21 protein-coding genes are annotated in these 19,604 nt (G+C 74.0%); 12 read left to right on the plus strand and 9 right to left on the minus strand.

The window, feature by feature from the left end; translation table 11 throughout:
* Window positions 1-31: 31 nt before the first annotated feature.
* From Ae331Ps2_RS20190 to Ae331Ps2_RS20230, 9 genes are read left to right on the plus strand one after another with little or no spacing between them, the layout of a single operon-like run.
* Window positions 32-433: a heme-binding protein gene (locus tag Ae331Ps2_RS20190; protein ID WP_075307088.1), complete on the plus strand. Its 402-nt coding sequence runs from the start codon at window positions 32-34 to the stop codon at window positions 431-433.
* Entirely contained in the window at window positions 430-1,290 is an 861-nt protein-coding gene (locus Ae331Ps2_RS20195) for an MIP/aquaporin family protein (RefSeq protein WP_075307087.1), read from the plus strand. Before Ae331Ps2_RS20190 ends, Ae331Ps2_RS20195 begins: the two co-directional genes overlap by 4 nt.
* Window positions 1,287-1,712, plus strand: coding sequence for a diol dehydratase small subunit (locus Ae331Ps2_RS20200; RefSeq protein WP_020626176.1), 426 nt, complete (start codon window positions 1,287-1,289; stop codon window positions 1,710-1,712). The genes Ae331Ps2_RS20195 and Ae331Ps2_RS20200 overlap by 4 nt, the downstream gene beginning before the upstream one ends.
* A 3-nt stretch (window positions 1,713-1,715) precedes the next feature.
* Window positions 1,716-3,437 carry a propanediol/glycerol family dehydratase large subunit gene (locus Ae331Ps2_RS20205; protein WP_075307086.1) on the plus strand — a complete coding sequence of 574 codons (1,722 nt, stop codon included), beginning with the start codon at window positions 1,716-1,718 and terminating at the stop codon, window positions 3,435-3,437.
* Window positions 3,434-4,024 (plus strand): propanediol/glycerol family dehydratase medium subunit, encoded by a 591-nt coding sequence (locus Ae331Ps2_RS20210; protein ID WP_233147586.1) that lies wholly within the window; start codon window positions 3,434-3,436, stop codon window positions 4,022-4,024. The genes Ae331Ps2_RS20205 and Ae331Ps2_RS20210 overlap by 4 nt, the downstream gene beginning before the upstream one ends.
* 10 nt (window positions 4,025-4,034) lie before the next feature.
* Window positions 4,035-5,903 (plus strand): diol dehydratase reactivase subunit alpha, encoded by a 1,869-nt coding sequence (locus Ae331Ps2_RS20215; protein ID WP_139318759.1) that lies wholly within the window; start codon window positions 4,035-4,037, stop codon window positions 5,901-5,903.
* Window positions 5,900-6,343: a glycerol dehydratase reactivase beta/small subunit family protein gene (locus Ae331Ps2_RS20220; RefSeq protein ID WP_075307084.1), complete on the plus strand. Its 444-nt coding sequence runs from the start codon at window positions 5,900-5,902 to the stop codon at window positions 6,341-6,343. The genes Ae331Ps2_RS20215 and Ae331Ps2_RS20220 overlap by 4 nt, the downstream gene beginning before the upstream one ends.
* Window positions 6,340-6,558, plus strand: coding sequence for a hypothetical protein (locus tag Ae331Ps2_RS20225; RefSeq protein WP_075307082.1), 219 nt, complete (start codon window positions 6,340-6,342; stop codon window positions 6,556-6,558). The genes Ae331Ps2_RS20220 and Ae331Ps2_RS20225 overlap by 4 nt, the downstream gene beginning before the upstream one ends.
* Complete coding sequence (locus Ae331Ps2_RS20230; protein WP_075307080.1) at window positions 6,555-7,358, plus strand: (2Fe-2S)-binding protein; 804 nt, start codon at window positions 6,555-6,557, stop codon at window positions 7,356-7,358. The genes Ae331Ps2_RS20225 and Ae331Ps2_RS20230 overlap by 4 nt, the downstream gene beginning before the upstream one ends.
* A gap of 91 nt (window positions 7,359-7,449) precedes the next feature.
* Here Ae331Ps2_RS20230 and Ae331Ps2_RS20235 read toward each other — a convergent pair whose 3' ends face one another.
* Genes Ae331Ps2_RS20235 through Ae331Ps2_RS20245 form a run of 3 tightly spaced genes read right to left on the minus strand, consistent with a single transcriptional unit; the run spans window position 7,450 to window position 10,160 of the window.
* Window positions 7,450-8,187: a DUF4191 domain-containing protein gene (locus tag Ae331Ps2_RS20235; protein ID WP_020623524.1), complete on the minus strand. Its 738-nt coding sequence runs from the start codon at window positions 8,185-8,187 to the stop codon at window positions 7,450-7,452.
* Window positions 8,188-8,232: 45 nt separating this feature from the next.
* A complete protein-coding gene (gene lipA, locus Ae331Ps2_RS20240; protein ID WP_020623523.1) occupies window positions 8,233-9,237 on the minus strand; it encodes a lipoyl synthase in 1,005 nt (334 codons plus the stop codon).
* Window positions 9,234-10,160: an SDR family NAD(P)-dependent oxidoreductase gene (locus tag Ae331Ps2_RS20245; protein ID WP_075307078.1), complete on the minus strand. Its 927-nt coding sequence runs from the start codon at window positions 10,158-10,160 to the stop codon at window positions 9,234-9,236. Before Ae331Ps2_RS20245 ends, lipA begins: the two co-directional genes overlap by 4 nt.
* An 82-nt stretch (window positions 10,161-10,242) precedes the next feature.
* On the opposite strand from Ae331Ps2_RS20245, the gene Ae331Ps2_RS20250 reads away from it, so the two are divergent.
* Complete coding sequence (locus tag Ae331Ps2_RS20250) at window positions 10,243-11,175, plus strand: LLM class F420-dependent oxidoreductase (RefSeq protein WP_075307076.1); 933 nt, start codon at window positions 10,243-10,245, stop codon at window positions 11,173-11,175.
* A gap of 16 nt (window positions 11,176-11,191) precedes the next feature.
* Here the strand turns inward: Ae331Ps2_RS20250 and lipB are convergent, their stop codons facing one another.
* The 5 genes from lipB to lpdA form a co-directional block, all read right to left on the minus strand.
* On the minus strand, window positions 11,192-11,914 hold the full coding sequence (gene lipB / locus Ae331Ps2_RS20255; RefSeq protein WP_020623520.1) for a lipoyl(octanoyl) transferase LipB: 723 nt from the start codon (window positions 11,912-11,914) through the stop codon (window positions 11,192-11,194).
* A 10-nt stretch (window positions 11,915-11,924) separates the two neighbouring features.
* A complete protein-coding gene (locus tag Ae331Ps2_RS20260) occupies window positions 11,925-13,190 on the minus strand; it encodes an NAD(P)/FAD-dependent oxidoreductase (protein ID WP_075307074.1) in 1,266 nt (421 codons plus the stop codon).
* Window positions 13,187-14,077 carry a TIGR01777 family oxidoreductase gene (locus Ae331Ps2_RS20265; protein ID WP_075307072.1) on the minus strand — a complete coding sequence of 297 codons (891 nt, stop codon included), beginning with the start codon at window positions 14,075-14,077 and terminating at the stop codon, window positions 13,187-13,189. Before Ae331Ps2_RS20265 ends, Ae331Ps2_RS20260 begins: the two co-directional genes overlap by 4 nt.
* A 138-nt stretch (window positions 14,078-14,215) precedes the next feature.
* Window positions 14,216-16,018, minus strand: coding sequence for a 2-oxoglutarate dehydrogenase, E2 component, dihydrolipoamide succinyltransferase (sucB, locus tag Ae331Ps2_RS20270; protein ID WP_075307071.1), 1,803 nt, complete (start codon window positions 16,016-16,018; stop codon window positions 14,216-14,218).
* Between the two features lie 54 nt (window positions 16,019-16,072).
* The gene (gene lpdA, locus Ae331Ps2_RS20275; protein ID WP_075329774.1) at window positions 16,073-17,464 is read right to left on the minus strand and encodes a dihydrolipoyl dehydrogenase; all 1,392 of its coding nucleotides are present in this window, start codon (window positions 17,462-17,464) and stop codon (window positions 16,073-16,075) included.
* 201 nt (window positions 17,465-17,665) lie between these two features.
* On the opposite strand from lpdA, the gene Ae331Ps2_RS20280 reads away from it, so the two are divergent.
* Entirely contained in the window at window positions 17,666-18,073 is a 408-nt protein-coding gene (locus Ae331Ps2_RS20280) for a hypothetical protein (RefSeq protein WP_020623515.1), read from the plus strand.
* A 26-nt stretch (window positions 18,074-18,099) separates the two neighbouring features.
* On the opposite strand, the gene Ae331Ps2_RS20285 is transcribed toward Ae331Ps2_RS20280, so the two are convergent.
* Window positions 18,100-18,948, minus strand: a complete 849-nt coding sequence (locus Ae331Ps2_RS20285; protein WP_075307067.1) for an SDR family oxidoreductase — start codon at window positions 18,946-18,948, stop codon at window positions 18,100-18,102.
* Window positions 18,949-19,028: 80 nt separating this feature from the next.
* Here Ae331Ps2_RS20285 and Ae331Ps2_RS20290 point away from each other — a divergent pair, with 80 nt between their 5' ends.
* Window positions 19,029-19,601 carry a hypothetical protein gene (locus Ae331Ps2_RS20290; protein ID WP_212611727.1) on the plus strand — a complete coding sequence of 191 codons (573 nt, stop codon included), beginning with the start codon at window positions 19,029-19,031 and terminating at the stop codon, window positions 19,599-19,601.
* The last annotated feature ends 3 nt before the right edge of the window (window positions 19,602-19,604 follow it).

The following is a 19,604-nucleotide window of genomic DNA, read 5'->3' on the forward strand; positions in this document are numbered from 1 at the left end:
GTTGCCCGACTCGACGAGGAGTGAGGCCCGGATGGCACGACTGACCCTCCAGGACGCCGAGAAGGCGCTGGCCGCCGGACTGGCGAAGGCGACCGAGATCGGCCAGCCGATGAACGTCGCGGTCGTCGACGACGGCGGTCATCTGCTGGCCTTCGCCCGCCAGGACGGTGCGATCCGCGCGAGCATCGACATCGCCCAGCGCAAGGCGCGCACCTCGATCCTGATGGACCTGCCGACCGCGGCGCTGACCCCGCTGGTGCAGCCCGGTGCCGAGCTCTACGGCCTGGAGCACACCGCCGGTGGCATGGTCATCTTCGGCGGCGGCATCCCGATCCACCGCGACGGTGAGCTCGTCGGCGCGGTCGGGGTCAGCGCCGGCTCGGTGGAGCAGGACGTGACGGTGGCCGAGGCCGCCGTCACGGCACTCGCGTGAGCCGCGGGGACACCGGCGAGCTCGCAGCCGAGTTCGCCGGGACCTTCGTCCTGATCCTCATCGGCTGCGGCACCGTCGCGCAGGTCGTGACCTCCGAGGGCGCCAACGGCGACTGGGGCACCCTGGTCTGGGGCTGGGGTGTCGCGGTCACCATGGGCGTCTACGTCGCCGGCCGGGTGAGCGGCGCCCACCTCAACCCGGCCGTCACCCTGGCACTGGCCGTGTTCAAGGGCTTCGCCTGGCGCAAGGTCGCGCCCTACTGGCTGGCCCAGACCGCGGGCGCGTTCCTCGCCGCGCTGGTCGTGCGCGCCGTCTACGCCGGCCCGATCGCGGCGGTCGACCCCGGCCACACCGTCGCCACCCAGACCATCTTCTCGACCCTGCCCGGTGAGCACGTCTCGATCCTCGCCGCGTTCGGTGACCAGATCGTCGGCACCGCCCTGCTGGTGTTCGTGATCTTCGCGCTGACCAACGCGCTCAACAACCCGCCCGGCGCCAACATGGCCCCGTTCATGATCGGCTTCCTGGTCGTCGGCATCGGCATCGCCTTCGGTGCCAACGCCGGCTACGCCATCAACCCGGCCCGTGACCTGGGCCCACGTCTGGCCTCGTTCGTCACCGGCTACGACACCGCGTTCGTCACGGGCACCGGCGTCCCGTACTGGTGGCTGCCGATCGTCGCTCCGCTGCTCGGCGGCCTGATCGGGGGCGGCGCGTTCGTCCTGCTGGTCGAGCGCTTCCTCGCCCCCGCCGAGCTGGAGGCCGCCGCCACCGGCGACGTGCCGGTCGGCCGCATCCCACACCCGGAGGTCCCGGCCGAGCCGGCCGTGGCGTCCCGCCTGGAGGAGACCCGATGAGCACCACCCTCGGCCCCGCCGACTACCCGCTGTCCGTGCAGCGGCCCGACCTGCTGCGCACCCCGACCGGCCGGCCGCTCTCGGAGGTCACCATGGCCGCCGTCGTGTCCGGGGAGATCCGCAACGAGGACCTCCGCATCTCGGCGGAGACGCTGACGCTGCAGGGCGAGATCTCCGACGCCGTCGGCCGCCGCCAGCTCGCCGAGAACATGCGGCGCGCCGCGGAGCTGACCACCGTCCCCGACGAGGAGGTCCTCGCGATCTACAACGCGCTGCGGCCCCGCGCGTCGTCGGCCGCCCGGCTCGCGGAGATCGCCGACCGGCTGGAGAACGACTACGCCGCCACCACCTGCGCCGCGCTCGTCCGCGAGGCCGCACAGGTCTACGCGGCCCGCGACCTGCTCGCCCGCGAAGGAGACTGACCGATGACCAGCACCCTGCCCGAGGCGGCCACCCCGGCGACCGGGGCCAGGACCTCCAAGCGCACCGACATGCTCGAGTCCCGCCCGGTCAACCTCGACGGGTTCGTCGAGGAGTGGCCCGAGAAGGGTCTCGTCGCGATGGAGAGCGACTTCGACCCCGCGCCGAGCGTGCGGGTCGAGAACGGCGTGATCGTCGAGATGGACGGTCGCGAGCGCGCCGCGTTCGACTTCATGGACACCTTCATCGCCGACCACGCGATCGACGTCGAGGTCGCCGAGCGCGCCACCGCGATCCCCTCGACCGACATCGCCCGGATGCTCGTCGACCCGGGCGTGACCCGGGCCGAGCTCCTCGACATCACCCGCGGCCTCACCCCGGCCAAGCTCCTCGACGTCGTCAAGCTGCTCAACGTCGTCGAGATCATGATGTCGATGCAGAAGATGCGGGCCCGCCGCAGCCCCGCCAACCAGGCGCACTCCACCAGCGCCCGGGACAACCCCATCCAGGTCGCGGCCGACGCCGCCGAGGCCGCGCTGCGCGGCTTCGCCGAGATGGAGACCACCCTCGGGGTCCTGCGCTACGCCCCACTCGTCGCCATCGGCCTGCAGGTCGGCGCCCAGTCCGGGCGCGGCGGCGTCATCACCCAGTGCGCGCTGGAGGAGGCCACCGAGCTCGACCTGGGCATGCGCGGCATCACCGGCTACGCCGAGACGATCTCGGTCTACGGCACCGAGTCCGTGTTCGTCGACGGCGACGACACCCCGTGGTCGAAGTCGTTCCTCGCCAGCGCCTACGCCTCCCGCGGCATCAAGATGCGCTTCACCTCGGGCACCGGGTCGGAGGTGCAGATGGGCAACGCCGAGGGCCGCTCCATGCTGTTCCTCGAGATCCGCTGCATCCTGATGGCCAAGGGCGCTGGCGTGCAGGGCCTGCAGAACGGCTCGATCAGCTGCATCGGCGTACCGGGAGCGGTCCCGGGCGGCATCCGCGCCGTCGCCGCGGAGAACCTGGTCTGCAACATGGTCGACCTGGAGTGCGCGGCCGGCAACGACCAGTCGTTCTCGCACTCGGCGATGCGCCGCACCAGCCGGCTCATGCCGCAGCTGCTCTCCGGCCAGGACCTGGTGTGCTCCGGCTTCTCCGGCGTCCCGAACTCGGACAACATGTTCGCCGGGTCGAACCTCGACGTCGAGGACTACGACGACTGGAACACCATCCAGCGCGACCTGCAGATCGACGGCGGCCTGCGCCACGTCCGGGAGCCGGAGATCCTCGCCGTGCGGGAGAAGGCCGCCCGCGCGATGCAGGCCGTGTTCGCCGAGCTGGACCTGCCGCGGATCACCGACGAGGAGGTCGAGGCGGCAACCTACGCCAACTCCAGCGCCGACTACCCGCTGCGCGAGGTCCTGGAGGACCTCAAGGGCGCCCAGTCGGTCATGGACCGCGGCATCACCGGACTCGACCTGGTCAAGATCCTGGAGCGCACCAGCTTCCACGACGTCGCGGAGAACCTGCTGCAGGTCCTGCGCCAGCGGGTGTCGGGCGACCTGCTCCAGACCTCGGCGATCCTCGACGGGAACTTCGTCCCGCAGGCCGCCATCAACGACGCCAACGACTACGCAGGCCCGGGCACCGGCTACCGCCTGACCGGTGAGCGGTGGAACGCCCTCAAGAAGCTGCGTCACGTCACCAGTGCCGAGAACCCCGAGGAGGAGGTCTCGTGAGCATCGCGACCGACAACCCCGCCCCGACCCCGCTGTCGTTGACCGAGGTCGGGCCCGCCGAGCGCGGCACCCGCCCCGACGAGGTCGTCATCGCGGTGTCCCCGGCGTTCGCCGGGTTCTTCACCCGCACGATCGTGAACGTCCCGCACGCCGAGGTGCTGCGCCAGCTCATGGCGGGCATCGAGGAGCAGGGCGTCATCTCTCGGCTGATCCGGGTGTGGGACACCGCCGACCTGGCGGCCATCGCCCACACCGGCGCGAAGCTGTCCGGCTCCGGGATCTGCGTGGGCCTGCTGTCGCGGGGCACCACGATGATCCACCAGAAGGACCTCGCACGGCTGTCGAACCTGGAGCTGTTCCCGCAGTCGCCGCTGCTCGACGCCGAGGTGTTCCGCGGCATCGGCTCCAACGCCGCCCAGTACGCCAAGGGGGAGTCGCCGCAGCCGGTTCCGACGCGCAACGACCAGATGGCCCGTCCCCGCTGGCAGGCCAAGGCGGCGCTGCTGCACCTCAAGGAGTTCGAGCAGATCCGCCACGGGGTGCGTCCGGTCGAGGTCACCCTCGGTACGTCGGTCGACGCGGGCTGAAGGAGACACGGTGCACGGGACGGACGGCTCGCGGCTGGTCGTGGGCGTGGACATCGGCAACTCGACGACCGAGGCCTGCGTGGCCTCGATCGACGCGCACGGCCGGGTCGACCACCTCGGGACCGCCCTGACCCGCACCACCGGGGTCAAGGGGACCCCGGACAACACCGCCGGTGCGGTGACCGCGGTCCGCCGGGCGCTGGAGGGGGCCCGGCGGGCCGTGGCCGACCTCGACGAGGTGCTGCTCAACGAGGCGACCCCGGTGATCAGCGGTCTCGCCATGGAGACCATCACCGAGACGATCATCACCGAGTCCACGATGATCGGGCACAACCCGTCGACGCCCGGGGGTAGCGGCCTCGGGGTCGGGACCACGGTGTCGATCGACGACCTCACCGGCAACGGCCCCCTCCCGGACGGGCCGGTGATCGTCGTCGTCGGGCGGGGGTGGGACTTCGACCGGGTCGCGCAGGTTCTCACCGCGGCGCACGAGCGCGGGTGCGAGCTGGTCGCGGCGGTCCTGGCCCAGGACGACGCGGTGCTCGTCGCGAACCGGGTCCCGGTCGCGATCCCGATCGTCGACGAGGTCGGCGCGGTCGAGCGGGTGCCGCTGGACATGGTCGCGGCGGTGGAGGTCGCCCTGCCGGGCCGCACCATCCGGACCCTGTCGGACTCCTACGGCCTGGCCACGGTCTTCGGGCTCGACCCCGACCAGACCCGTCAGGTCTCCCCGGTCGCGCGGGCGCTGACCGGCAACCGGTCGGCGGTCGTCGTCCGGACCCCGGCCGGTGACGTCACCGACCGGCGCGTCCCGGTCGGCGAGCTGGTCCTGACCGGGGCCGGGAAGACCCTGCGGATCGACGTCGACGCCGGTGCCGAGGCGATCATGGACACCCTGGCCAGGGTGCAGCCCCTCGACGACGCGACCGGGCAGCCCGGCACGCACGTCGGCGGGATGCTCGCGCAGGTCCGGGACACGATGACCGACGTGACCGGGCAACCGGCCGCGGAGATCCGGATCCGCGACGTGCTGGCGATCGACACGTTCGTCCCGCGGGAGGTGCGGGGCGGTCTGGCCGGCGAGGTGTCGCTGGAGAACGCGGTCGCGCTCGCCGCGATGGTGCGCACCAGCCGCAGCCGGATGCAGGTCGTCGCCGACCGGGTCGCCGAGAGCCTCGGCTGCTCGGCCCGGATCGGCGGCATCGAGGGCGAGATGGCGGTCCGCGGGGCGCTCACCACCCCGGGCACCGACACCCCGATCGCGATCCTCGACATGGGCGGCGGTTCCACCGACGCGGCGCTGCTCCTGCGGGACGGCACGTGCACCGCGGTGCACGTGGCCGGCGCGGGCGAGCTGGTCACCAAGCTGATCGACTCGGAGCTGGCGCTCGAGGACCGGGAGACCGCCGAGCAGGTCAAGTGGTACCCGCTGGCGAAGGTGGAGAGCTTCTTCCACCTCCGCCACGAGGACGGCTCGGTCGAGTTCTTCACCGAGCCCCTGCCCTCGCACGTGTTCGCCCGGGTGGTCGTCATGACCCCGGACGGGCCGGTCCCGATCAGGACCCGGCACTCCATCGACCACGTCGTGCGGGTGCGCCGCGAGGCCAAGCGCCGGGTCTTCGTGGTGAACGCCCTGCGGGCGCTGCGCCAGGTCGCGCCGGGCGGTTCGCTGCGCATGCTCGACTTCGTCGTGCTGCTCGGCGGGTCCGCGCTGGACTTCGAGATCCCGCAGATGGTCGCCGACGCCCTCGCCGGACAGGGCGTGGTGTGCGGGACCGGCAACGTGCACGGCACCGAGGGGCCGCGCAACGCCGTCGCGTCCGGGCTGGTCGACGCGCACGCGAGCGCACTGGTCGGCAGCGGGGAGCCCGCGGCATGAGCCGGCCGGGCCCGGCGTCGGCCCCGGAGCCGCCGTCGGTCGTCGTCGGTCACCACCCGGACACCCCGGCCCCGGTGCTGCGCGAGGTCCTCGCCGGCGCCGAGGAGGAGGGCGTCCCGGTCACGACCTGGCCGGACCCCGCCGCGGCCGGCGGTCCCGACGGGCTCGTCGCACTGGCCCACCGGGCGGCGCAGCGGTCCCGGCTCGACGTCGGCGTGGGGATCGACGCCGACGGCTCGGTGGTCGTGCACCACACGAAGCTGCCCACCGACCGGCCCGCCTTCACCGAACCCGCACACGGCCCGGCCGCGCCGGCCGGGTCGGGCGGTCCGGGCGGGTCGGGCTCGGGGGACCGGCCGCACGGGCGCCACGCGGGCGCGGCGGCGGCCCGGATCGTGACCGGGCTGCCGCTGCCCGGACCGGCCGGTGTCCGGCCGTGACGCACCTGCCGCCGTCGGCGACGCTGACGGGACGGGTGACCGCCCGGGGCCTCCTCTGGCTGACGGTGCTCGCCGCGCTGGTCACGTCGTCGACGGCGGCGCAGGCGGTCGCGGTCGTCGCCGCGGCGGGGGCGGTGCTGTGGATCGGGCCGCTCGCCGGGACCCTCGCGAACGGCTCGCCCGGGACGATCCGGGATGCGAGGCTGCCACGGTGACCGGCCCGACCCACAGCACCGACCACACCGACCTCGCGGGCCCGGCCACCGCCCCGCAGGTGAGCGAGGTGCTGGCCGGGCTCGCGGCGGTCGGACCGTTCTTCGAGCTCCTCGACGTCACCGAGGAGCGGGCGGCAGGGCGGTCGGTCCGCCCGTTCGCCGCCGTCCTGGCCCCCGACGCGCTGCTCGACCGGGTCGAACGAACCCGGATCGCACTCGGGGCCGAGCCGCCGCTGGGCCGGCGGATCGCCGCGTCGATCGCGGTGCAGGGGCTCGCGGCGAAGCTGCTGTCCGGGCCGGTCGCGGCGCTCGCCCTGTACGGCGTGCTGGTCGACCTGCGGCCGCAGACGCTGTGGTGGTCCGCCACGCCGCTGGGCGACGTCGTCGCGCTGGACCCGCCGCGGATGGTCCGCCGCCGGGTCCCCGGGGCCGACGCGCTGGCCCCGCTCGTCGACGAGGTGCTCACCCCGCTGGTGGAGATCGCGGGCGAGCGTTTCGGGGTGTCCGCGACGGTGCTGTGGGGCAACGTCGCGTCGTCGGTCGCGGGAGCGAAGCGGGTGCTCGACATCCAGCGCCCCGACGCCGCGGACGCCGTCGCGGCCGTCGCCACCGACCTGCTGGAGCACCCGCGGCTCACCGGTACCGGGGAGCGGCGCGCTCCGGTGGCCCCGGACCACGCCTGGACGTTCCGGCGCCGGTCCTGCTGTCTGTACTACCGGGTGCCCGGCGGCAGCACGTGCGCCGACTGCGTCCTCGCGGACCTGCGCGGCGAGCCGGCGTCCGGCGAGACGGCCGACTGAGCCGACGGCCGTCGCCGCTGCGGGCCGCGCGGCCGGGCGCGGAGCGGCCCGGCCGGCGGTGGGACCGGCGGCCGGGTCAGCAGCGGGAGGGTCAGCGGCGGCGGACGGTGCGCTGGATGCTGCGCATCTTCGCGCCCTGGGGCATCGGCCCCTTGGGCATCGCCGCGGCGCGGCTGCCGAGGGCGTTGAGCTTGCCCTCCAGGGAGTCCATCTCGGCGGCGGAGATGTTGCGGGGCAGCTTCATGAGGTGGCGCTGCAGCCCCTTGAGCGGGACCTGACCCTCCTCGTTGCCCACGATCACGTCGTAGATCGGGGTGGTGCCGGCGACCCGCGCGGTGCGCTTCTTCTCCTGCGCGAGCAGGGTCTTCACCCGGTGCGGGGCCCCTTCGGCGACGAAGATGATCCCGGGCCGCCCGATGACCCGGTGCACCGCGTCGAGGTGGGTGGTGCCCGCGACGCCCTGGGTGATCCGCCACTGCCCGCGCATGTTGTCCAGCGCCCAGCCCGCGGCACCCGGTTGCCCGTCGGCCTTCACGTAGATCGAGCGCTGTACGCGGCGGCCGAAGATGCTGAACGCCGCCAGCGCGCCGATCAGGATGCCGAAGGGCACGAAGAACCAGACCAGGCCCAGCAGCCAGCCGATGAGCGTGACGACCACGATCGACCCGACGAACACGCCGATCATGATCGGGAGGAGCTTGGAGTCCTCCTTGCGCTGCATCTGGAACGCCTGCCAGATCTGCTGGCGGCGTTGCTTCGACGCGGCCTTCTTCTGGGCCTTGAGCGCCTTCTTCTCGTCGGGCGAGGGCTTACGGGGCTTGCCGGGCATGTGACCAGCCTACGTCCGACCGGTGATCGACGGTGCGAGCAGGTGTCAGCTGCGTGCCAGCAGGGAGCTGGCCTCCTGCGCGGCCGGGCCGGAGTCGGCCAGGTGCGCCAGAGCGGGGGAGAGCTCCTCGCCGCGGTGGGCCACGGTCTGCGCGTAGAGCCTGCCGGCCCGGTAGGACGAGCGGACCAGCGGACCGGCCATGACACCGGCGAAGCCGATCTCCTCGGCGGCCTTCGAGTGCTCCACGAACTCCTCGGGCTTGACCCAGCGCTCCACCGGGTGGTGGCGCTTGGTCGGGCGCAGGTACTGGGTGATCGTGATGATCTCGCAGCCCGCGTCGTGCAGGTCCTGCAGCGCCGAGGTGACCTCCTCGGGGGTCTCGCCCATGCCCAGGATCAGGTTCGACTTGGTGACCAGACCGAACGCGCGCGCCTTGCCGATGACCTCCAGCGACCGGTCGTACCGGAACGCCGGACGGATCCGCTTGAAGATCCGCGGGACGGTCTCGAGGTTGTGCGCGAACACCTCGGGGCGGGACTCGAAGACCGGGACGAGCTGGTCGTCGATCGAGTTGAAGTCGGGGGCCAGCAGCTCGACGCCGGTACCCGGGTTCAGCTCGTGGATCTTGCGGACGGTCTCGGCGTAGAGCCAGGAGCCGCCGTCGTCCAGGTCGTCGCGGGCGACACCGGTGACGGTGGAGTAGCGCAGCCCCATCTGCTGCACCGACTCCGCCACCCGGCGTGGCTCGTCGGTGTCCAGGTCGGCCGGCTTGCCGGTGTCGATCTGGCAGAAGTCGCAGCGACGGGTGCACTGCTCCCCGCCGATGAGGAACGTCGCCTCCCGGTCCTCCCAGCACTCGTAGATGTTGGGGCAACCGGCCTCCTCGCACACCGTGTGCAGGCCGCCCGAGCGGACGAGACCCTTCAGCTCGGTGTACTGCGGACCGGTCTTGGCGCGGGTGCGGATCCAGGACGGCTTGCGCTCGATCGGGGTCTCGCTGTTGCGGACCTCGAGGCGGAGGAGCTTGCGGCCTTCGGGTGCGATGGTCACGCGCCCAGCCTACGCCCGGGGTCGGGTGTGACGCCGGTCGCGGCGGCCGTGACCTGCCACAACCGGGCGGCGAGCACCGGGTCCTGCGCGGCAGCGGACCGGCGGGCCGGACCGGCCGGTCCGTGCGCCTCCAGGGGACCGGACGGGCCCAGGTAGTCCCCACCGTGCACCGGCCCGGTCGCGGCGGCCCACTGCGCGGCGATGCCGTCCTCCACCGGCTGCACGACCAGCCGTTCGGCGGCGAGCAGCACCCGGGCCCGCAGGCCGCCGCCGCCCGCACGCCGGTAGGAGTTCGCCAGCAGCTGCGCCGCCGTCATCCCCGGGTGGGCCGCCACCGACAGCACCGGCTGCCCGGACAGCCGCAGCCGCCGGTCCAGCTCGGCGGCGAACAGCAGGTTCGCCAGCTTCGAGGCGCCGTAGGCGAACACCGGGGAGTACCGGCGCCGCCGCCAGTGCAGGTCGTCGAGGTCGAGACGGGCGCTGCGGTGCCCGATGCTGGAGGTCGACACCACCCGCGACGGGCGCTCCGGGTCCCCGGCGCCGCACAGCGCGGGCATCAGCAGCCAGGTCAGCGCGGCCGGGCCCAGATGGTTGGTGCCGATCTGGAGCTCGAACCCGTCCGCGGTCTCGCTGCGGGGCCCCACCGCGACGCCCGCGTTGTTCACGAGCACGTCCAGCCGGTCCCCGGTGCGCTCGCGGATCCGGGCCGCCGCGGCCCGCACCGAGGCGAGGTCGGCCAGGTCGAGCAGCACGAGCTCGCCGCCCACCTCGCGGGCCGCGGCCCGGCCCCGCGTGTCGTCGCGGGCGGTCATCAGCACCCGCGCCCCGGCGCGGACGAAGCGCGCCGCCAGCGCGCGGCCGAGGCCGGAGGTCGTGCCGGTGACGACGACGGTACGGCCGCTCAGGTCGGGGAAGGACTGCACGGCGGCACCGTAGCGGCAGACCCCGACAGCGATACGACGGCGGCCGGGCGGGCGCCGGGCGGGGCAGCTAGCGTCGGCGTCCGTGGACTTCCGGATCTTCACCGAGCCCCAGCAGGGCGCCCGCTACACCGACCTCCTGCGGGTCGCGCGCACCACGCAGGACGCCGGGTACGACGCGTTCTTCCGCTCCGACCACTTCCTTGCGATGGGCGACGGCAGCGGCCTGCCCGGCCCGACCGACGCCTGGGTGACCCTCGCCGCGCTCGGCCGCGAGACCGAGCGGATCCGGCTCGGCACCCTGGTGACCAGCGCGACGTTCCGGCTGCCCGGCCCGCTCGCCGTCGCCGTCGCCCAGGCCGACGAGATGTCCGGCGGCCGCATCGAGGTCGGGCTCGGCTCGGGCTGGTTCGAGGCCGAGCACCGGGCACTGGGCATCCCGTTCCCGCCGCTGGCCGAGCGCTTCGAGATCCTCACCGAGCAGCTGGAGATCCTCACCGGGCTGTGGGCGACCCCGCTCGGCGAGCGCTTCACCCACCAGGGGCGGCACTACACGCTCACCGACTCCCCGGCGCTGCCGCGCCCGGTGCAGGACGCGCCGCCGGTGATCGTCGGCGGGATGGGGAAGAAGAAGACCCCGGCGCTGGCCGCCCGGTTCGCCACCGAGTTCAACGTGCCGTTCCAGCAGCCCGAGGCCGTCGCCGACCAGTTCGGGCGGGTCCGCGAGGCCTGCACCGCGGCCGGGCGCGACCCTGGCACGCTGACCTGGTCGACCGCGCAGATGCTGTGCCTGGGCAAGGACGACGCCGAGGTCGAACGCCGTGCCGCCTCGGTCGGCCGCGACGCCGCCGAGGTCCGGGAGAACTGCCTGGCCGGCACCCCCGGCCAGGTCGTCGACCAGCTCGGCCGGTGGTCGGAGGTCACCGGGACGACCCGGTTCTACCTGCAGATCCTCGACCTGTCCGACCTCGCCCACATCGAGGACTTCGCCGCGACGGTGATGCCGCAGCTGACCTGAGGCACCGGGGCCGGGGTCAGCCCAGGCCGGACATCAGGTCGACCTGGCGGACGACCGGGTGCTCGGTCACCGGCAGCCGCCCGTCGAGCGCGTCCAGCACGGCGGCGGCCGCCGGGCCGGCGACCTCGTCGACGGTCACCGCACGGTCCAGCTCCGCGCTCAGCGTGGTCACACCGGCGTCGGCGATCCCGCACGGCACGATCCTGCCGAAGTCGCCCAGGTCGGCGTCGCAGTTGATCGCGAAGCCGTGCTGGGTGACCCCGCCGGCGATCCGGACGCCGATCGCGGCGACCTTGCGCTCGGGGGTGAAGCCCTGCGCGGGCAGCCACACGCCGGAACGCCCCTCGACGCGGCCCGCGTCGGTGACGCCGAGGTCGTGGCAGACCCGGATGAGGGCCTCCTCCAGGCGGCGGACGTAGTCCACGACGTCCATCGGCTCGCCGAGGGCGACGATCGGGTAGCCGACGAGCTGCCCCGGCCCGTGCCAGGTGATGCGCCCGCCCCGGTCGACGTCGACGACCGGGGTGCCGTCGGTGGGCCGGTCCTCCGGCCGGGTGCGCCGGCCCGCGGTGTAGACGGGCGGGTGCTCCAGCAGCATCAGCACGTCCGGCCCGCCGTTCTTGCGGGCCTGCGCGTGCGCCTTCTGGGTGTCCCACGCCGCCTGGTACTCCACCCGCCCGAGCCGGTCGACCCGGACGTCGTCGGTGCGGGCGCGGCAGGACAGGTGCGGAGCGGCCATGGCGGCGAGCCTACGCCGCACCCAGCCGGGCGAGGACGGCCTGCGCGGCCCGGCGACCGCTCACCAGCGCACCCTGGGTGGACGGGGTGTCGCGGTGGTCGCCCGCGACGAACAGGTTCTCCCCGAGGTCGACGTCGCGGCGGACCGGGCGCCCCGCCTCGAACAGCGGCAGCGCCTCGTCGACCTGGGCGGTGTGCAGGTGCAGCCAGTCGTCGGTGCCGACCCCCCAGATCCGGGCCAGCTCGCGACGCACCGCGGGCTCGTCGAGCCCGGTGGACCCCGGGGTCCCGACGATCGACGACGCCACCAGTGGGCGCCCGTCGGCGGAGTAGCCCGGCGCGGCCGCGGTCAGCACCATCGTGTTGACGACCGGCCCGCCGGTGCCGTCCAGGTGCAGCAGCGCAGCGGCCGTCGGGGCCTGCGGCGGGACGTGGAAGAACGTGGTCAGCGCGTTCATCCGCGGCTCGGCGACCCCGGGCAGGAGCGCGGCGGCCGTCCGCGGGTCCGCCGCGACGACGACCGCGCGCGCCGACAGGGTGCCGCCGTCGGTGTCCAGCTCGGGCGCGGGTCCGCCGCGGACGGCGTGCACCCGGGTCCCGAGCGTCACCGTGCCCTCGGGCAGGGCCGCGGCGAGGCGCCGGGGGAGTGCCTCCATGCCGTCGTCGGGGACGACGATCGTGCCCAGGGCGAAGCTGCGCCACACCAGCCGCACGAACGCGGTCGAGGTCTCCAGCGCCGTCTCGGCGAGCACCCCGGACAGGAAGGGGCGCAGGAACCGGTCGGTGACCGCGCCGCCGAGGCCCGCGGCGTCGAGGTCCTGGGCGGCGGAGGAGCCGACGAGCGTCGCGGTCCGCGACGGCGGCGAGGCCAGCACCTTCGCCGTCCACGCGACGAGCTTGGCCTTGTCGATCGGGCCGAACAGGTCGTCCAGCGCGGTGGCCGGGGCGGACGCGGGCCGGCGCAGCGGGTTGACGAAGCGGTGCAGCTCGCCGTCGCCGGCCCGGACGGCGGCCCCGGGCTCGAACGCCCGCGCGCCCAGGGTGTCGAGCCCGTGCGGGGCGAGAGCGGCGTGCAGCGCGGGGTAGGAGCTGTTCAGCACCTGGAACCCGCGGTCGCAGCGGAACCCGTCGACGACGTCGGTCGCCATCCGGCCGCCGAGCCGGTCGGCGGCCTCCAGCACGCGCACGGTCAGCCCGCGCCGGTGCAGGACGGTGGCCGCGCGCAGGCCGGCGAGGCCCGCCCCGACCACCAGGACGTCGACCCCGGACGGGGTCATGACCCGACCGCGGCCGAGAGCGCGTCGCCGATGGTGTGGTGGCGGAACTGGAACCCGGCGTCGAGCAGCGCCGCCGGCACCGCCCGCTGACCGCCGAGCAGCATCTCGCGGCCCATCTCGCCGAGCACGGTGGAGATGACCGGGCCGGGGACCGGGAACGGCGCGGGACGCCCGACGGCGGCGGCCGTCTCCTTGGTGAACTCGGCGTTGGTGACCGGTACCGGGCCGGTCACGTTCGCCGGGCCGGACAGCGACTCGGTCTCGACGGCGAACCGGATCGCGGCGACCTGGTCGTCGAGCGAGACCCAGGGCATGTACTGGGTGCCCTTGCCGATCCGCCCGCCGAGGAAGCCCTTGAACAGCGGGCGCAGCATCGCGAGCAGCCCACCGGACGGGGACAGGACCAGACCGGTGCGGACGAGCACCACCCGGGCGCCGGCGTCCACGGCGGGGGCGGTGGCGGCCTCCCAGTCGCGGCAGACGTCGGCGAGGAACCCCGAGCCCGACGGCGCGGACTCGTCGACGACGACCTGGCCGGTGTCGCCGTAGTAGCCGACGGCCGAGCCGCTGACCAGCACCGGGACCCGATGCCGGGCCACGGCCTCGGCGAGGACCTCGGTGGGGACGTTGCGCGAGTCGCGGATCAGCTGCTTGCGGGCGCCGGTCCACGGCCGGTCGGCGATGCCGGCGCCGTTGAGGTTCACGACCGCGTCGACACCGTCGAGGGTGCCGTCCTGCAGGGTGCCGGCCGGTGGGTCCCAGCCGCGCTCGTCGGGGGCGGCGGGGGTGCGCCGCACCAGGCGCAGCACCTCGTGCCCCGCGCCCCTCAGGTGGGCGACCAGGGCTGTTCCGATGAGTCCGGACGAACCGGCCACGACGACTCGCACGGCGGAGATCCTTCCCGGTCCCGGGCGGACGCGCGAGCCGGACATACCGCGACCGTCGTCACCGGTCACCCGGACCGGTGACGACGGCGGCCCGCCCCGGGGGAACCGGGACGGGCCGCCGTGTGTCGTGCGGGGTGCCTACAGGCCGAGCTCGGCCTCGAAGGCGCCCTCCTCCAGACGGGCCTTGACCGCGGACAGGAAGCGGCCGGCGTCGGCGCCGTCGACCAGGCGGTGATCGTAGGTCATCGGCAGGAAGCACACCGAGCGGACGGCGATGACGTCGTCGCCCTCGGGGCCGGTGACGACCTTCGGCTCCTTCGAGATCGCGCCGGTGCCCAGGATGGCGACCTGGGGCTGGTTGATGATCGGCGTGTCGAACAGCGCGCCGGCGGACCCGATGTTCGTGATCGTGAAGGTGCCGCCGGACAGCTCGTCCGGGCCGATCTTCGAGGCCCGGGTGCGGGCCGCGACGTCGGCGATCTTCTTGGCGATCCCGGCCAGCGACAGGTCGTCGGCGTCCTTGATCACCGGGACGAGCAGGCCGCGCGGGGTGTCCACGGCGATGCCCATGTGGACCGAGCCGTGGTAGGTGACCTGCTTGTTGTCCTCGGAGATGGAGGCGTTCAGCGACGGGTACGCCTTGAGTGCCTCGATGGTCGCCTTGGCGATGAAGGCCAGGAAGGTGAGGTTGGCGCCCTCGCGGCGCTTGAAGTCCTCCTTGACCCGGTTCCGCAGCTTGACGATGCGGGTGAGGTCGACCTCCTGGACGGTGGTCAGCTGCGCCGAGGTGGCGAGCGACTCGTTCATCCGCTGCGCGATGACCTGGCGCAGGCGCGGGAGCTTGACCGTGGTGCCCGGCTCCGGCGCGTCGTCCGCGCGGGTCGGGACGGCCTGCGGCGTCTTCGGCGCGCCACCGGAGGCGGGCTGCCCAGCCGGGGCGGACGCGGCGGCCGGCGTCTCCTTCGCGGGGGCCTTCGCCTGCTCGGCGGCAGCGAGGACGTCCTGCTTGCGGATGCGGCCGCCGACGCCGGAGCCGGTGACCGAGTCGAGGTCGACGCCGTGCTCCTGGGCCAGCTTGCGCACCAGCGGGGTCACGTAGGGCTTCTCGCCCGAAGAGCCGTTCGAGGAGGGTTCGATGCTCCCGGTGGGGGAGTCCTCGGAGCCGGCCGGGGCCTTCTCCTGCTTCTCCTCGGCCTTGGGGTGCTCGGCCTTGGGCTCGGGCTTCGGCTCGGGCTTCGGAGCCTCCTTCTTCGGCTCCTCCTTCTTCTCGGGCGCCTTCTCCTGCTTCGGCGCCTCGTCCTGCGCCGGGGCGGCGGAGCCGTCGCCGACCAGCGCGAGCTGCGCGCCGACCTCGACGGTCTCGTCCTCGGCGACGGTGTGCTCGAGCACGGTGCCCGCGACCGGCGAGGGGATCTCGGTGTCGACCTTGTCGGTGGAGACCTCGAGCAGCGGCTCGTCGACCTCGACGGTGTCGCCGACCTGCTTGAGCCAGCGGGTCACGGTGCCCTCGGTGACCGACTCACCGAGCTCGGGCATCGTCACCGGGGTGCCGGAGCCCCCACCGGACGACGAGCCACCGGAGGACGGCTTCGGGGCCTCCTCCTCGGCCTGCTCGGGCTCGGGCTCGGTCTCCGCGGGCTCCTCGGCCTTCTCGGAGGAGGCCTTCTCGGAGGACGAGTCGGAACCGGCGCCGTCGGCCTCGTCGGCGTCGCCGATCACGGCGAGCTCACCGCCGACCTCGACGGTGTCGTCCTCGCCCGCGATGATGCGCTTCAGCACGCCCGCGGCGGGCGACGGAATCTCCGTGTCGACCTTGTCGGTCGAGACCTCGAGCAACGGCTCGTCGACCTCGACGGTGTCGCCCTCGGCCTTGAGCCAGCGGGTGACGGTGCCCTCGGTGACACTCTCGCCCAGGGCGGGCATCTCAACGGTGACGGCCATGTCGGGTGGAGCTCCTCTTGTTCCGCGTGGGTGTTCGGGTCGTGGGGGCCGGGATCAGCCGTGGGTGTGCAGCGGTCTCCCGGCCAGTGCGAGGTGGGCCTCTCCGAGGGCCTCGCTCTGCGTGGGATGGGCGTGGATCAGGGCGGCGACGTCGGTGGGCAGAGCCTCCCAGTTGTAGACCAGTTGCGCTTCCCCGACGAGCTCCCCGATCCGGGAGCCCACCATGTGTACGCCGAGGATGCGTCCGCCCTGTCCGGCGGGTCCCTGGGCGACGAGCTTGACCGCCCCGGAGGTCTTCAGGATCTGCGACTTCCCGTTGCCCGCCAGGTCGTAGGTCAGGGTGTGCACCTCGCCGTGGCGGTCCCGCGCGGCCTGCTCGGTCAGCCCGACCGAGGCGACCTCGGGGTCGCAGTAGGTGACGCGTGGGATGCGGTCGTCGGTGACCGGGCGGGGCGCGAGCCCCGCGACGTCCTCGGCGACGAAGATCCCGTGGGCGAAGCCGCGGTGGGCGAGCTGCAGGCCGGGGGTGACGTCCCCGACGGCGTACACGCCGTCGAGGTTGGTGCGCAGCCGCTCGTCGACGGTCACGAATCCGCCGTCCATCGCGACGCCGGCCTCGGCGAAGCCGTGACCGGTGGTGTTGGGGCCGCGGCCGACCGCGACCAGCAGCAGGTCGGCCTCGATCTCCTCGCCGGACTCCAGCGACACGGTGACGGTGTCGCCGCTGCGGGTCGCCGTCGCGAGCCGCACCCCGGTGCGGGTGGTGATCCGGCGACGCCGGAACGCCCGCGCGAGCTGGGTCGAGCAGAACTCGTCCTCGTGGGGCACGAGCCGCGGCAGCGCCTCGACGACCGTGACCTCGGCCCCGAACGAGCGCCAGACGCTGGCGAACTCGACGCCGATCACGCCGCCGCCGAGCACCACGACCCGGCGCGGGGCCTCGTCGAGGGAGATCGCGGCGTCGGAGGTGACGATGCGGTCGTCGAGCTCCAGGCCGGGCAGCGACCGGGCGTAGGAGCCGGTGGCGAGCACGACGTGGCGGCCGGTGATCCGCTCGTCGCCCACCCGGACGGTGCCGGGGCCCTCCAGGGTGCCCGCGCCGGGCACCACGGTGATCCCGCGGGAGGCGACCAGGCCCTGCAGTCCCGTGTACAGCCGGGAGACCACGCCGTCCTTGTAGGCGTTCACCCCGGCCATGTCGATGCCGTCGAAGGTGGACCGGACGCCGACCTGCGCGCCGTCCCGGGCGTGGTCGGCCACCTCGGCCGCGTGCAGCAGTGCCTTGGTCGGGATGCAGCCGCGGTGCAGACAGGTGCCGCCGAGCTTGTCCTTCTCGACCAGGACCACCGACAGGCCCAGCTCCGCGGCCCGCAGCGCGCAGGCGTAGCCACCGGAGCCGCCACCCAGGATCACCAGGTCGGCGGAACGAGCGCCCGGGTCGGACACCGATCAGCTCCCTCCGGGGGTCACCGCCGGTGGACCGGCTCCGCCGGACGGGACCCCGCTACGCGGCGACCATCTTGTCATCCGGTCGCGGCTGCGCCACTGGGGTGTCGGGAGCAAAACGGTGATCCCGTTCGTTGGGCACCTGGAGCTACCGTGTCCGGTTCGTAGGGGTGGGACCGGATCGAGGAGAGGATGACGCGCATGGGTCTGCTCGACCTGTTCCGGTCACGGGGACCGTCGGGTGCCAGGTCCGGCCGGGGATCCGGCTCCGGGGGGAGGCGTGGCGCGTACGCGGAGGGGGAGGCGCACCTGCGTGCGTGGTCGGCCGCCCGGATCGGGGTCGAGGCCTTCGTCGAGCCCCGCACCACGGTGACGGAGACGACCGTGGTCTTCGTCGCGCACGACGGCGAGTGGACCCGCAGGCGGGTCGCGAGCCCGAACGCGGCGAAGAAGCTGGCCCGGTCGCTGCAGATGCCGATCTACGACGTGCAGCTCGTCGGCTACCCGAACCGGATGCGCGAGCACGACGCCCGCGACCGCGCCCTGCGCAAGCGCGAGCGCCAGGAGCGGATGCTGCGCGAGCTGCGGGCCAAGGACCGCGACGCCTGACGGTGCGGATGTAGGTGGGACCCGGGTCAGGGGCGCAGTGAGCGGGCGCGTCGCTCGCCGAGCGCGCGCATCGCGGGCTCCAGGCGCAGCGCGGGCCCGGGGGCCAGTGCGGTGAGCCGCAGCAGCGCACCCCGCCAGGCGGGCAGCGTCCGGTAGACCCGGCCGGTCCCGAACATCCCGACCAGCGCCGTCGCGACCTGCTCGGGGGTGACCAGCACCCCGGACCGCACGAGCGCCTGGCCCTGGCCGCCGGGCGTCATCGACCGCAGCAGCTCGGTGTTCACCCCGTCCGGGCACACCGCGTGCACCCCGATGCCCTCCCGCCGCACCTCCGAGGCCAGCGCGGACACCACCGACAGCGCGCCTGCCTTCGACGCCGCGTACACCGACAGTCCCGGTACCGGCCCGAGGCCGGACAGCGACACGGTCACCCCGATCTCGCCGCCCCGGGTGGTCCCCGCGTCGGCCTGCTCGCGGAACGCGGTCACCGCGGCCCGGGCACCCCAGATCGGGCCCAGCAGGTTGACCTCGACCAGCGCGCGGGCCCGGTCCTCGGCGATGTCGGTGCCGGTGCCGTCGAACCCGACGCCGGCGTTGCTCACCCAGGCGCCCAGCGGCGCGAGCTCGCGGGCCCGGGCCACCGCCGCCGCGGACGCCGCGGGGTCGGTGACGTCGCAGGCGGTGCCGGCGGCCGCCCCGATCCGGGCCGCGGTGGCCCGTGCCGCTGCCTCGTCGAGGTCGGTGACCAGCACCCGGTAGCCGCGCCCGACGAGCTCCCGGGCGATCTGCTCGCCGATGCCGCGGGCCGCGCCGGTGACCACCGCGGAGCGGGGCGAGTGCGCGGGGACCTCGTGTCGACGACGCTGCCGGCTCATGCGCGGCAGTATGCCCTACCCGCGGGTAACCCCCGGCCCGGTGTCGCGGCCGGTGCCCGGCAGGGCCAGACTCCGGACCCGTGACCGCCGCGATGCACCTGCCCCGCTTCCTCGTCCGCCAGCGGATCACCCTCGGCGTGAACCGCTACGACGTGCACGCCGCGAACCCCGACGGCAGCGCGGGGGCGCTCATGGCGTTCGCCCAGCAGAAGCGGTTCGCCTTCAAGGAGCAGGTCACCTTCTGGTCCGACGACACCCGCTCCCGCGCGGTGTTCTCCTTCCGCGCCCGCCAACGCCTCGACGTCCGCGCCGAGCACGACGTGTTCGACGAGCACGGCCAGGTGATCGGCACCTTCGGCAAGCGGTTCGGGGCGAGCCTGCTGCGCTCGACCTGGACGCTGACCGCGCCCGGGATCGCCGCGACCGGGCGCGAACGCAGCCTGGGCGTCGCGCTGCTGCGCCGGGTCGCGGAGAACCTGCCGCTGTCGTACCACTTCGACGTCACCGACGACGCCGACGGCACCCTGCTGATGAGCAGCGACCGGCGGTGGTCGCTGCGCGACTCCTACGACGTCGCCGTCCCGGACCCGCGCGTCGACTTCCGCCTGGCCGCCGCGTTCGCCGTCGCGCTGGACGCGTTGCAGGAACGCTGAGGC

Origin of the sequence: Pseudonocardia sp. Ae331_Ps2 (assembly GCF_001932405.1) — a bacterium.
Taxonomy (GTDB): Bacteria; Actinomycetota; Actinomycetes; order Mycobacteriales; family Pseudonocardiaceae; genus Pseudonocardia.